The sequence below is a fragment of the Kosakonia sp. YIM B13588 genome (genome assembly GCF_042788165.1).
Classification (GTDB): Bacteria; Pseudomonadota; Gammaproteobacteria; order Enterobacterales; family Enterobacteriaceae; genus Kosakonia; species Kosakonia sacchari.
Window position 1 is genome coordinate 218,591 of sequence record NZ_JBHZPO010000001.1, and the last position, 14,418, is coordinate 233,008.

Genomic DNA, 14,418 nt, shown 5'->3' on the forward strand with positions numbered 1-14,418 from the left:
TCTCCATGTAGCGTTACAAGTATTACACAAAGTTTTTTAGGTTGAGAATATTTTTTTGATGGGAATCCACTTAAATTTGATCGTTCGCTCAAAGAAGCACCGACTTTCAATAAAAGGTTAAAAAACGCGTGTTAAAACAGCGAGCTTCCATCGGATTCATCTTAGATAATGGCCAGTTTAAATAGTGAAATCCGATTGGATTTTTTATTTTAAATGGAGGCGGGAATATAAAAAAAGCGCCACAAGGGCGCTTTTTTATCAGTCCGAATTGTCCGGTTATTATTACAGGACGTGGACGGAAGCCGTGTTTGTAGTGCCGCTCGGAACCAGTGCGCCGGAAACCATAACAACCACGTCGCCTTTGCTTGCCAGGCCGCTTTCCAGCGCCACTTCTTTACCCAGACGGTAAAAATCATCTGTAGAAGAGATCTCTTTCACCAACTGCGGGATAACGCCTTTGCTCAGCACCAGCTGACGCGCGGTCACTTCGTTGGTAGTCAGCGCCAGAATAGTGGCATCCGGGAAGTATTTACGCACAGCGCGAGCAGATTTGCCGCCCTGAGTCGCAACAACAATCAGCGGAGCTTCCAGTTTTTCAGCAGTTTCAACAGCACCACGGCAAACAGCTTCAGTGATGCGCAGTTTACGGCTGTCGTTGTTGAAATCCAGACGGCTGGTCATCACGCGATCGGTACGCTCGCAAATGGTGGCCATAATAGTCACCGCTTCCAGCGGGTATTTCCCTTTAGCGGATTCGCCAGACAGCATCACTGCGTCGGTGCCGTCGAGAATGGCGTTCGCCACGTCGCCAGCTTCAGCGCGGGTCGGACGCGGGTTTTTAATCATTGAATCCAGCATCTGGGTCGCAGTGATAACGACTTTGCGCGCGCGGATACATTTTTCAATCATCATCTTCTGCGCGAAGATCACTTCTTCAACCGGGATTTCAACGCCCAGGTCACCACGCGCAACCATGATGCCGTCGGAGGCTTCGAGGATTTCGTCGAAGTTGTTCAGGCCTTCCTGGTTTTCAATTTTGGAGATGATCTGAATGTTCTCGCCGCCGTGCGCTTTCAGGTGCTCACGAATTTCAACCACGTCAGAACGTTTACGGATGAAGGAGGCTGCAACAAAGTCGACGCCTTGTTCGCAACCGAAAATCAGGTCTTGCTTATCTTTTTCAGCCAGCGCCGGCAGGGCGATGGAAACGCCAGGCAGGTTTACGCCTTTGTTTTCACCGAGGTCGCCGTTATTCAGCACTTTACAGATAACTTTATTGCCAACGATTTCGGTCACTTCCATACCGATCAGACCATCGTCTACCAGTACGGTGTTACCAACGCTCAGATCGTTGGTGAAACCTTCGTACGTCACGGCAACAGTATCCGCGTTGCCGACAACAGATTTGTCAGTGGTGAAGGTGAATGTCTGACCTGCTTTCAGGGAGACGTCATTGCCACCTTCCAGTTTGATGGTGCGGATTTCCGGACCTTTGGTGTCCAGCAGAATTGCCGCTTTTTTACCGGTTTTGCTCATCACGTTGCGCAGGTTTTTGATGCGCTGGCCGTGCTCAGCATAGTCACCGTGAGAGAAGTTTAAACGCATGACGTTCATGCCAGCGTCCAGCATTTTCGCCAGCATCTCTTCGGATTCGGTTTTCGGACCGATGGTGCAAACAATTTTGGTCTTTTTCATGACAGTTCTGGTCTTTAAGTTTGAGTTGAGAAGGATTGGGAATTTACGCTCCGGTTAGCGCACGGCTCCGGAGTCAAACCTGTGTTGCGAAAAGAGCGATGCCACAGTCTAAGGATAGGTGACATCAAAAAAGCGTGCAGAAGAATGTGTGCCTGAGATTCAGCCAGATCGGGGAAAAATTGATGTGAGTAATTTGTTTTACAGTTCAATCAGCTGAATCCATTCAAATTAGGATGGCGGCATTATAGCGTCGACATCGACAGAAAGGAATTAAAAACGCCGTTTCAAAATACGAATTTATCATCATTATCGATTTGTTGTGTAACCGTTATCACAAAATTGCGCAACCGTTGCGTAACCGAGGCAGACTGTGGCCTGACCCTGATGTCGGCATCAGTTTTACCCACTCTGCGACACCGGTATTTTTCTGCTACCGTTACGCTTATTTCATCACTTACTTCTTGAGGCGGGAAAATAAACAATAAGATTGTTCTGTTTATTTTGCTGCATAAAGTTGTGTGGGGTGAATTAAATAAAAACTGTGCGCCACTTTGCTTTTTAAATAACTGGTGAGATGGTGTTTTTTTACTTCCTTCTCTCTTCTGCGTGAAGCGGATATATCAGCATGGCACCCCTGCTAAAGTGGGAATATATTTTATATTTCTGAATTAATATCACGTTTTTGCATAAAATTTGTTTTAAGGATAATCTTAAATTGCTTGCTTTGGTTGTTGATTAACTGTTTGTTTTTTATAGGTTATTAGAATAAAGTGCGAAAGTAGATAAAAACTAAATAATTGATATTTATGGATCTTAACTTTTAGAAAGAATTTGCAATAAAACGCCTTGTTACTACTCTTAATCGACTCTTGATGAGACCCGAAAAATTTATAAAAAATTTCGTTCCGGATTATTAACTCCGGAGGTCGGCTGGTGCCTGCTTATTATTTACTGCCAGCCCTATTTAATGCATTTACTCATGATGAAGGTTGGGTGATGACAACTTCCGCTGTTGTTGGGCAGGGCTATGCTTTTATTCCGCCGCCAGAAATTCCTACCCAGCAGGGACCGATGGGTATCCTGTATGATTTTAATGACGGTGCCCGGTTATTGCTGCCGGCCGGTAACTGGCGGGTAGAAATAAGCGATGATGAAACGGGAAATATCCTGTTTGCCGACGATGTCGCGCAGGGCTGGGTGATCAGCACAAAAAAATATTATGTGCCGTTTCGTCTGCGGGTCTGGGACGGCGTCCAGTCGGAGCCGGTGCTGGACCACGTTCTGGATATGCGCGGCAAAACGGTACTGGTTTCATTTCCCGGCGGTACACTGGGCGACCTCATCGGTTGGGTGCCTTACGCCGAACGCTTTCGGCAGACGTACCAGTGCAACGTCTATTGCACCATGGCCCAGCCGATCGTCGATCTCTTCAAGCCCGTCTATCCGCAGCTTAATTGCGCTACCCCCGAGGAGTGGCAAGCCGGACCGGGCGTGAGCGAGCCGCCTTACGCCAGCTGGCGCGTCGGGTTGTTTTTTCACGGCGATCTCGACAAGCAACCCTTTGATTTTCGCGCCGTGGGTCTGCACCGCACCGCCGGACATATTCTCGGCGTCGATCCCACGGAAATCGTTCCGGACTTGCGCCAGCGCAGCGCGCGTCGTATCGCGGAACCCTACGTCTGCATCGCAACCCAGTCCACCAGCCAGGCCAAGTTCTGGAACAACGGCAATGGCTGGCATGAAGTTATCGACTATCTGAAAGAGCAGGGCTACCGCGTGCTATGTATCGACAAAGAGCGCGTGGTAGGCCGCGGTTACATCTGGAACAAAATCCCCCACGGCGCGGAAGATTTCACCGGCAATCTGCCCCTCGCTGAACGTGTGGCACTGCTGGAGCATGCCGAATTTTTTATCGGCCTCGGCAGCGGTCTCTCCTGGCTTGCCTGGGGCTGCCGTATTCCGGTGGTGCTGATCAGTGGATTCAGCCTGCCGAACAGCGAATTTCATACCCCCTGGCGCGTCATCAACACCCATGTCTGCAACGGCTGTTGGGATGACGTGCGGTTCAATTTTGATCATCAGGACTATTTCTGGTGTCCGCGCCACAAAGGCACGGACCGGCAGTACGAATGCACACGTTTTATCACTGGCAAGCAGGTCATTGGCCATCTTCGTCGGCTGATTGCCCTGCGAAGCAATCCCTTTGGCATCAAAACAACAGCATTGGCAGACCCCGAACAACACGCCGCCTGACGGATGAGAGACGGGTTTCGAGGACATAGAAATGAAAAAAAGTCTTAACTGCAGTTACCGGCTGGTGTGGAATGACGTTCAGCGGGCGTTTGTGGTGGTTTCAGAACTGACCCGAGCGAAAGGCAAGCGCGCAGGCGGCGCGGTATTGATCTCAGCGGCGGTGGGGGGCCTGTTCGCAAGCAGCGGGGCGATGGCGTTCACCCCTGATGTCACTGGTTCGACGCAGGATGAGGTGGTGCAGGAAGGCGTACAGAACGTGCGTCCTGGCGGCTTAACCACCAACCATACCATCAGCACCCGTGGCACCCAGATAGTGGCGGGCGGTCAGACCGTGGATACCCGAGTTCAGGATGGCGGTTCGCAGATTGTGCGGCAGAACGGCCAGACGACGGGTACCGTTGTCACTGACGGGACACAGATTGTTGAAGTGGACGGGACGGCAACAGGCACGCAGCTTAACAGCGGCGGCAAGCAGGCAGTCGCCGGTAAGGCTAATAGCACCATTGTCGGTGCTGGCGGTGTGCAGACTGTGCAGGAAAGCGGGGTGGCAAGCCAGACGATTATTAACACTGGCGGCGTGCAAGCCGTTAACGGCAGTTCCGTCCAGGGCGTCATTAACGCAGGCGGCAGCCAGCTCATCAACAGCGGTGGTTTCTCTCAGGACGCGACAGTCAACAGCGGGGGGCTCCAGCACGTTAACGTCGGCGGTTCCGCGGCCGACACCGCCATCTTTGGCGGCGGCAATCAGGTCGTGGCCGGTACGGTATCGGGTGCGCATCTCAACGACGGTGGCGCGCAACTGGTTCAGCAAACCGGCAAAGCCACCGGCACCATCATCAACAACCGCGGTACGCAGACCGTAGACGGCACCGCTATCTCCGCCGTTGTCAACGGCGGCGGCACCCAACTGGTGCATAGCGGCGCGCTGGCGGCGGGCACCATCGTGAACAGCGGTGGGGTTCAGCATATCAATCAGGGCGGCGCAGCCTCCGACGGCGTGGTGTTTGGCGGCGGCACCCAGGTACTGGCGGGAACCGCATCTGGCACCAGCGTCAACGATGGCGGTGCGCAGCTGGTACAGAAAACCGGCAAATCCACCGGAACCATCATCAACAATCGCGGCACGCAGACCGTAGACGGCCAGGCTATCTCTTCTGTCGTCAATGCGGGCGGTACGCAGCAGGTTAATCGCGGCGGGCTGGCAACAGGCGGTGTGGTAAACACTGGCGGTCTGCAGCATATCAGCGAAGGCGGTGCGGCATCGGATGCCATTCTGCTCGGCGGCACACAACTGGTGGAAGGCACCACCTCCGGCACCATTATTAATAACGGCGGTCTGCAGCAAATCCACGCCAGCGGCATGAGCAGTGATGCGGTGGTTAACGCCGGCGGTAAACAGGATGTGGACGGCGTTTCGTTCTCCGCTGAAGTGAACGATGGCGGCCTGCAGAAAGTCCGCAGCGGCGGTGCCGCCGCCAGCGCGGTGATCAACAGTGGCGGGATTCAGAATGTACTCTCAGGTGGGTCAACCGCCTTCACCACGCTGTTGGGCGGTATTCAGCAACTGGCGGGCGTAGCGGCAGATACCATTATCGGTGCCGGCGGCGTACAGCACGTTCAGGTCGGTGGCAGCGCCAGCGGATCGCTGATTAATGAAGGCGGCCTGCAGCGCGTGGATGGCACAGCCAACTCATCGGTTATCTATGACGGCGGCATCCAGTTGGTGAACAGCGGGGGGCTGGCGGATAACGCGACCGTTAACAGTGGCGGCCTGCAACATATCAATGAAGGCGGCGCTGCGTCCGACACCACGGTGTTTGGCGGCGGTCGGCAAGTTGTTGCCGGTACGGCCTCCGGCACCAGCATCAATGATGGCGCTTACCAGCTTGTACAGGTCACCGGTAAAGCTATCGACACCATCATCAACAGCGGCGGTACTCAGGCAGTTGACGGCACGGCGATTTCCGCTGTGGTCAATGATAGCGGGGTGCAACTGATCCATTCCGGCGCGCTTGCCGCGGGCTCGCTGGTTAATTCCGGTGGTCTGCAGCATATCAATGAAGGCGGCGCTGCCTCGGATGCGCTGCTGTTTGGCGGTACCCAGATTGTCGAAGGCACGGCATCCGACACCCGCGTAGACTCAGGCGGTGTGCAGCAAGTTCACGTTACCGGGAAAACCATCGACAGCAAAATCTATGACGGCGGTTTCCAGGATGTTGACGGCACGGCTAATGGCACGATCGTCTACACCGGCGGTAAACAGCTGATCCGCAGTGGCGGTCATGCGAACGACACCCGCGTCGATAAAGATGGTGTGCAGATTGTCCGTGCTGGCGGCGCGGCCTCAAAAACGACGCTGCTGGGAGGAACGCAGCAGGTCGCGGGTATGGCGGGCGACACCGTCATCGGCGACGGCGGCATTCAGCACGTCCAGGTGGGCGGCATTGCTGCGGGAGCGCTTATCAACAGTGGCGGTTTGCAGCGTGTTGACGGTTCGGCGACCTCCGCCGTGGTGAACAATGGCGGCGTACAGTTGGTGAACAGCGGTGGGCTGGCCGCGGGCTCCATCGTCAACAGCGGTGGCCTGCAGCACATCAACCTTGGTGGCGCAGCGTCTGATGGCACCATCTTCGGCGGCGGCAAACAGCTGGTGGCCGGGACCGCGTCCGGGACCAGCGTCAGCGATGGCGGTCTGCAGATCGTGCAGGCCAGCGGCAAAACCTCCGGTACCCAAATTAACAGCGGCGGCGTGCAGAGTGTCGACGGCAGCGCTTCCTCATCCGTGGTACGCAATGGCGGCATCCAGTTGGTGAATAACGGCGGCCTGGCAGCAGGTACCGCCGTTCACAGCGGCGGTCTGCAGCACATCAACCTCGGCGGCGCGGCGTCTGATGGCACCATCTTCGGCGGCGGTAAACAGGTGGTGGCGGGCACGGCGTCCGGTACCAGCCTGAACGATGGCGCCTATCAGATCGTCATGACCACCGGGAAAGCGACCGGCACCCTGATCAACAGCGGCGGTGTGCAGAGTGTTGATGGTAACGCGACCTCGGCAGTGGTGCGCAACGGCGGCATCCAGTTGGTGAATAAAGGTGGTCTGGCGGCAGGCACCACGGTGAACAGCGGCGGTCTGCAGCACATCAATCTCGGCGGCGCGGCGTCTGACGGCACCATCTTCGGCGGCGGCAAGCAACTGGTGGAAGGTACTGCCTCCGGTGCCAGCGTGAACGATGGGGGTACGCAACTGGTAGCCGGGAGCGGTAAAACTACCGATACCCACATCAACAGCGGCGGTGTGCAGAGCGTAGACGGTACGGCCATCTCGTCCGTGATCAATGACGGCGGCCAGCAAATCGTCAACTACGGTGGCCTCGCTGCCGGTTCGATCGTGAATAACGGTGGGGTGCAACACGTCTCAGCCGGCGGCGCGGCGTCCGACGGCACGGTGTTCGGCGGCGGTACCCAACTGGTGGAAGGTTCGGCTTCCGGCACCAGCATCAGCGACGGCGGGGTACAACTGGTGACCAAGAGCGGTCAGGCCAGCGGCACGCTGATTAACAGCGGCGGCGTACAGCGCGTACATGGTCAGTCGTTCGACGCGGTGATTAATAACGGCGGGGCGCAGATCGTTGACCCGTATGGCTGGGCCCGCCAGAGCGTCATTAACGCCGGCGGGAAGCAGATCCTCAGCAACTCCGCTGTGGCGATCTCCACCGTGATGAACGGCGGTGAGCAGCACGTCAATAACGGCGCGAAATCCTTCGCAGCGCGCCTGCTAGGCGGTACGCAAAATATCGGCAGCGGCGGGCAGGCCTTCGAAACCAGCGTCGAGAAGGGGGGCGTGCAGAACGTTAACTCGGGCGGTTACACCTACGGTGGCACTATCTCCACCGGCGGCAGACAAAACGTTGCCTCCGGCGGCGTCACCGACTTCACCTTTGTCGATGGTGGCCTGCAGGTGGTTGACGGCACCTCGATTGTCAGCATCGTGAAAAACGGCGGGCGTCAGGTTGTCAACAAAAATGCCAATGCCGAAGTCTCTGTGGTGATAGATGGCGGCATTCAGGAAGTCCTCGGCACCACCACCGGATCGGAAATCACCCGGGCGGAACAGCGCGTCTTTAGCGGAGGTACAGCCACCTCTACCGTGCTGAGCGACGGTGCGGTTCAGGGGATTTACTACGGCGCGATAGTGACCGATACCCGTAACCGTAACAGCATCCAGAATGTGTACAGCGGTGGGCGTGCGCAAAACAACCTGATGGATGATTTTGCAGTGCAGAACATCGCTGCGGGCGCAGCGGCGGTGAACACTTCGATGATCAACTCCAGCCAGCAGAATGTGCGCGGCAGTGCCGTTGATACCGATCTTTCCGCGAACGCCGTGCAGAACGTCTATCGCGGCGGGGCTGCGACTCGCACGACGATCTACGAGCGCGGTATTCAGAATATCTATAGCGGCGGTGAATCGATACTTGCCGTCATCCAGGCTGGTGGGATCCAGAACGTGCTGAACGGCGGTACCGCCACCCGCACCACTATTAACGGTGGCGGTACCCAGAACGTCAACAGCGGCGGGACGGTGATCTCCACCATTATCCGTGAGGGCGGGATCCAGAACGTTAATGACGGGGCGATCGTTATCGACAACCAGGTGGTCGGCGATCAGGTGGTCAATCAGGGCGGCACCGTGGCTTCGTCCACCGTCAGCGAAAACGGTACCCAGAGTGTCACTTTCGGCGGCACGGCTATCGCCACTACCGTCAGCAAAGGCGGCGCCCAGTTCGTTCGCGCCGGGGGCGTGGCGGATCTGACGGCGATTGAGCGCGGCGGCATGCTGGCGCTGGAAGATGGTGCAACGGTCACCAATATCAATCTCAATAGCGGTGCCGCGTTGATGGCGGGCACCGACACCACGCTCAACGGCACCAACGCGCTTGGCAGCTTCTCCATTGCCAATAAAGTTGCTGATAGCGTGCTGCTGGAAAGCGGCGGTCTGCTGTCGGTTGCCGCTGACGGCAGCGCCAACAATACCGTGGTAAGCGAGAACGGTACGCTGAGCGTCGCCGAGGGCGGTATGCTGACCGGGGTCACCAAAGTCAACGATGGCGCTACGCTTGCTGGTAACGTCAACAACAGCGGTGAATTGCGCATCACCACCGACACCAGTGCCAGCACCGTAAACGCGGCCATCAACGGCAACGGTACGCTGTATAAAGAAGGTGATAATACGCTGACTCTGAGCGGCACACTTAATCAGGCGGGCGGCACTTACCTGCAGAGTGGTACGCTGGTGTTCAGCGGGCTGGATGCCGTGACCGATATCATCGCCCAGCGCGGCACCTCGCTGCAGCTGACCAACGGCACTACGCTTACCGGGATGATCGACCCAACCGACCTGACCGTTGATGCCGGTTCAAGCTGGCTGATGACTGAAGACTCCCTGCTCAATAACCTGACGCTGGGCGGCTCGATTGATTACCAGGCACCGACCGGAACGTTTGTCCCGAAAACCCTGACCGTCACCAACCTGGTGGGCAATGGCGGGACCATTACCCTGAACACGCTGTTTAACGGTAATAGCGCAGTGAGTGACAGCCTGGTGCTGGATGGCGGTACCGCGACCGGTAATACGTGGATCGCCATTCGTAGCCAGGGCGGTCTGGGTGCGCGGACCACCGGCAACGGCATTCAGGTGGTGAATGCCATCAACGGCGCGACCACGACCGATGATGCTTTCAGCCTCAGCGGCAGCCTGCAGGCGGGGGCGTATAACTACACTCTGCAACAGGGCAGCGCCGACGAGAGCTGGTATCTGACCACCGCTGAAGCCGGCAGCAACGAGAACGGCCCGCAGAACTACCGTTCGGCGACGTATCTCTATAGCTCCGTCTATGCGCAGGCAATGGACTACGACAGTGCGCTGCTCGGCTCGCTGGATGCCCGTCGCTATGCGGCGCGCACCGCAGCCGAAAGCGGTAGCAACATGTGGGCTCGTTTCCAGGCCGGTCAGTTGAGCCACGATCACGGCAGCAACGATCTGCGCAGCGGCAACACGCCGGATAGTAAAGGCGGCTACACCTTCCTGCAGATCGGTAGCGATCTGTGGCAGGGATCGGCTTCAACGATGGAATGGACCGTAGGGGTGTACGGTGCGGCGGGGCTCTCTGCCGTCGACGTACAGCGCAACGACAAGTCGAAAGCCGGTACGGTACGCGACGACGCCTATAGCGGCGGCCTCTACCTCAACGGTGTGCATGAGAGCGGCTGGTGGATGGATGTGGTGGCCCAGGGAACACGCCACAACTTCGATACCAACCCGCGCGATGGCGACGGTCTGAAAACCCACGGCTGGGGCTATGTTGGTTCTTTCGAAACCGGTCTGCCGTTTGAAATCGGCGGCGGTCTGGTGCTGGAACCGCAGGTGCAGTACCAGTATCGCGGCGTGAACCTGAAAGATGGCAATGATGACGTCGCAGATGTGCAGTTCGGCGACGGTCACAGCCAGCAGGTGCGTGCCGGTCTGCGTCTGGGCAACAAAGCGACGCTGAAAGAGACAGGCAAACCGGTACCGGTAAGCTGGTGGGTGCGTCCGTCCTTCATCCAGACCTTCGACTCGAAGGGCTCAGTGAACGTCAGCGCGCCAGGCGTAGCAGGCAGCGAGGTCGCGTTCAATCCGGATCAGGACGGCACCGCTGCATCGCTGGATGTCGGCATCGACGGCCAGATCCGCGATAACGTTACCCTCGGGGTGCGCGCGGGCTACACCCGGAGCATCGACGACGCAGGCACCGGCGGCTACGGCGGTCAAATCACGCTGAAAGTCGGCTTCTGATAGCCAGGTTGTAACACGAAAAGCCGTGCCGCAAGGTGCGGCTTTTTTTTGCCTGCTAATGCAGCAGCGCGCATACGAGGGAAGGTCGCTTTATCACTGTCGCTAACACGCAGTCGGCGTGGCGGTGATGCTTATGCTGAGATAAAACTAAAGGGTGAAACTGAGACTGACTAAGAATGGTGCGTCCGAATGGACTCGAACCATCGACCCCCACCATGTCAAGGTGGTGCTCTAACCAACTGAGCTACGGACGCACTGAAAAGGAATGGTGCGTTCAATTGGACTCGAACCAACGACCCCCACCATGTCAAGGTGGTGCTCTAACCAACTGAGCTATGAACGCAGTGTTGTGGTTGACAACGGGGACGAATATTAGCGGCAGGCCGGAGATGTGGCAAGTGGAAAATGGCAAATTTCTTACGTAATTCGCTCGACTGCGGAACTTTTACGCAAGATGCGGCTATTTTACTGATGTAAAAGAATAAATCTTAAGTATTCATCAAATTAACCACATTCGGCTGCGCGTCTCTCTCAATATCAACGGTACGACTTCTTGCGCTGAGCAGAGGATTTTGCTCATCTTTGCGCTGATTCTTGACAACAATAGCGTTTGTTCTTCTCACAACTAACGTTTAACTTTCGCGAAGGATCTTTATAGCTTTAAACGAACTGACACTGTGATTGCATAATCAGTGGTGAATTGAAAAACCTGACTGAGCGTCCCGCTGGTTCAGATGAAATTTCTCTCTGCCGGGAGGCGGGAGAAAAACATCCTCAAGACATCGTGAACAAAATGAAAACGTGGCTCGCGGTAAATGATAAGTCTGCGTTTACATCAACATCAGAAATAAAGGGCCTTTACGCGAAGGCCCAAATAATAGTGTGCATAGTGATAAAATATGAACCTGTGATTATTTCATTGTCTTTCGATAACAGGTTAAATAAGTCTGCGTTTATTTATGAGATTTTTTGTAGAGAAATGCTGCCATCACTAACGGAATTTACCGGTGATACCGGAGAATAAACAATCTGGCTCGATGTGCCAAAAATTGAATTCTGATAAAGGTTGCCACTTTCAACCACAATCGCAATATTACTATCCGGAACACCGCTCCCGGATGAATTAATAACGACTTTCTTTAATGCCGCGCTGGATTCTTTCGGCATATTAATCCCCACCACCGTGATTGTGCTGTCTTCAAAAAACAGCCCAACCAAACCGGTGCTGGTTGAGTTGATATTTAAATCGTACCATGCCAGATCCGGTGTTGCGTAAGCGCGAGAATAGCCACTAAAAGAAACCGCATTACCATTGGTTGGAATTTGAATGTTATTAATTCCGCTCAATGGTAAGAACAGGCTAACGGCATACACGTCAACTGACGAATTCTGCTGCGCCTGATCGGGAACGGATACGGTAATTTCAAATGCTTTCGTTACGCTTGGGTCAATAAGATATGCGAGGCCCAGCGAAAACCCCTGACCCTGAACTGACTGCACGCTGTAATTCTGCGGTTTTTGGTTATTATAAGCGACATTAAATGGTGTCGTATTACCGGTATTATTATAAACCACAATTGCTACTGGCTGGTTAGGCAGATTCGTATACGTTACTGCTTGCCCTTTACCCAGTGTAGTTCTACTGCCATCGGAAATGGATGACTGAAAACCTGCGGACGCATTCATAGCATAAGCTGTCGTGAACATATTAAATATCCTCTACGAGTAGAAAGCTGAATGTTAATGGCAATATTGGCAGGTGAGTTTTTCGCCAACAAATTAAAAGTAGAATTATCCTGGTTTGTTTTCAAATAAATATTTATGAAGATTTTTATACTGAATAAAATCAACGATCATGCTGGTGTACTCGTTAATATATATCTGGCATGTAGGATATATAAATAAGGCTGTATAGAATATATCTGTTCTTCCTTATTACTTAATTAGCGAGCAAAGAAATAGCCGCCTTTGGCGGCTATATTTGTTAGCGCGCAGCACGCTGCAAAATGGTCGCCGAGGGCTGGCGTTGCAGGAAACGCATCCGCAGCATCATCATTATCGCCGCCGACGTCAGGCCAATAATAAAGCCCATCCAGAAGCCCGCAGGGCCCATTCTGTCGACCACTAAATCAGTTAACGCCAGCGTGTAACCCACCGGTAAACCCAACACCCAATATGCAATAAAGGTGATAAAAAAGATCGAGCGCGTATCTTTATAACCACGCAGGATACCGCTGCCAATCACCTGAATGGAGTCGGAGATTTGGTAAATCGCCGCCAGCAACATCAAGTGCGATGCCAACGTCACGACCTCTGGATTATCGTTATAGATCAGTGCGATATGCTCACGCATTAACGCGGTAAAAATCGCCGTCAATGCCGCCATGGAGATGCCGACCAATAACCCCGTATGGGCTGAGGTTTTCGCATCCAGCGTTGAACCCTGGCCGAGACGAAACCCGACGCGAATTGTCACCGCCGCTGACAGCGAGAGCGGTAAAACAAACATCAGCGAACTGAAATTAAGCGCGATCTGATGTCCGGCGACATCGACAATGCCCAACGGCGAAACGAGCAGTGCCACCACGGCAAACAGCGTCACTTCGAAAAAGAGCGCCAGCGCAATGGGCAGCCCGAGCTGTGTCAGGCGTTTTAACACCGCGAAGTCAGGTTTGGCAAAACGTTGCATCGCTTGAATATCACGCATCGCGCGGGCGCGTTTAACATACAGGCGCATGCAGATAAACATCACCCAATAGACGGACGCGGTTGCCACGCCGCAGCCCACGCCGCCGAGTTCGGGCATACCGAAATGGCCGTAAATAAAGATGTAGTTCACCGGGATATTCACCAGCAGGCCGACAAACCCCATCAGCATACCCGGGATCGTGCGGGCGAGGCCTTCGCACTGATTACGCATCACCTGGAAAAAGAGATAGCCTGGTGCACCCCACATCAACGCACGTAAAAAACGTACGGCTTTATCCGCCAGTTGCGGATCGATGTTATGCATGGCGTAAATAATATGACCGGCATTCCACAGTACAATCATGATCAACACCGCGACCATGCCCGCCAGCCAGAAGCCCTGACCGACCTGATGGGCAATTCTGTCGCGACGTCCGGAACCATTTAACTGGGCAATCACTGGCGTCATCGCCAGCAGCAGACCATGACCAAACAGAATGGCGGGAAACCAGATGGACGTCCCGATTGCCACCGCCGCCATATCCGTAGCGCTGTAGCCACCGGCCATTACCGTATCGACGAAACCCATGGCTGTCTGGGCGACCTGCGCGAAAATAACCGGCACGGCGAGTGCCAGTAACTGACCCGCTTCTCTCATATACTTCTGCACGAGAACACCTTTATCTTGTTGTTATAAGAAAGAATGGAACGACTAATCAGGAAGGAGTTTTTCCTTGTGCTAAAAAGGATGCCGCACAGCGATGGGTGCGACATGTGTACAAATATTACCTGCTATAGCGTGCTTTTGCCATGCCAGTCATAACGCAAAATTATCTTTTAGCACGCGGCGCTACGCTTATCATCTCGCCAGAGTGGCGGCAAAAAAGGCGGCAGGGCGATTGAAACTGGCAAGGGTAAATTTCACCTGTTATTGTGCGTAAAGAACA

Annotated in this window: 5 protein-coding genes and 2 tRNA genes; 2 read left to right on the forward strand and 5 right to left on the reverse strand. The window is 54.6% G+C overall.

Annotated features, from left to right (window positions below; all coding sequences use genetic code 11):
- Positions 1-282 precede the first annotated feature (282 nt).
- The gene (gene pykF, locus ACFX4U_RS01105) at positions 283-1,695 is read right to left on the reverse strand and encodes a pyruvate kinase PykF (protein ID WP_016496308.1); all 1,413 of its coding nucleotides are present in this window, start codon (positions 1,693-1,695) and stop codon (positions 283-285) included.
- Positions 1,696-2,691: 996 nt separating this feature from the next.
- Between pykF and ACFX4U_RS01110 the strand changes: the two genes are divergently transcribed.
- Complete coding sequence (locus ACFX4U_RS01110; RefSeq protein WP_380217663.1) at positions 2,692-3,948, forward strand: autotransporter strand-loop-strand O-heptosyltransferase; 1,257 nt, start codon at positions 2,692-2,694, stop codon at positions 3,946-3,948.
- A gap of 31 nt (positions 3,949-3,979) precedes the next feature.
- Positions 3,980-10,783, forward strand: coding sequence for an AIDA repeat-containing protein (locus ACFX4U_RS01115; RefSeq protein WP_313507143.1), 6,804 nt, complete (start codon positions 3,980-3,982; stop codon positions 10,781-10,783).
- A gap of 177 nt (positions 10,784-10,960) precedes the next feature.
- Here ACFX4U_RS01115 and ACFX4U_RS01120 read toward each other — a convergent pair.
- The 4 genes from ACFX4U_RS01120 to mdtK form a co-directional block, all read right to left on the reverse strand.
- Positions 10,961-11,037 (reverse strand) — tRNA-Val (locus ACFX4U_RS01120).
- Between the two features lie 12 nt (positions 11,038-11,049).
- Positions 11,050-11,126: transfer RNA gene (locus ACFX4U_RS01125), tRNA-Val, on the reverse strand.
- Between the two features lie 614 nt (positions 11,127-11,740).
- Positions 11,741-12,490, reverse strand: coding sequence for a hypothetical protein (locus ACFX4U_RS01130; RefSeq protein ID WP_313507142.1), 750 nt, complete (start codon positions 12,488-12,490; stop codon positions 11,741-11,743).
- A gap of 277 nt (positions 12,491-12,767) precedes the next feature.
- A complete protein-coding gene (gene mdtK, locus ACFX4U_RS01135; RefSeq protein ID WP_305736244.1) occupies positions 12,768-14,141 on the reverse strand; it encodes an MdtK family multidrug efflux MATE transporter in 1,374 nt (457 codons plus the stop codon).
- Positions 14,142-14,418 lie beyond the last annotated feature (277 nt).

What these genes read in the sequence shown, in the direction of transcription:
- ACFX4U_RS01115 (WP_313507143.1), top strand. Translation starts at nt 3,980, where the DNA reads ATGAAAAAAAGTCTTAACTGCAGTTACCGGCTGGTGTGGAATGACGTT.
- ACFX4U_RS01130 (WP_313507142.1), bottom strand. Translation starts at nt 12,490, where the DNA reads ATGTTCACGACAGCTTATGCTATGAATGCGTCCGCAGGTTTTCAGTCA.
- pykF (WP_016496308.1), bottom strand. Translation starts at nt 1,695, where the DNA reads ATGAAAAAGACCAAAATTGTTTGCACCATCGGTCCGAAAACCGAATCC.
- ACFX4U_RS01110 (WP_380217663.1), top strand. Translation starts at nt 2,692, where the DNA reads ATGACAACTTCCGCTGTTGTTGGGCAGGGCTATGCTTTTATTCCGCCG.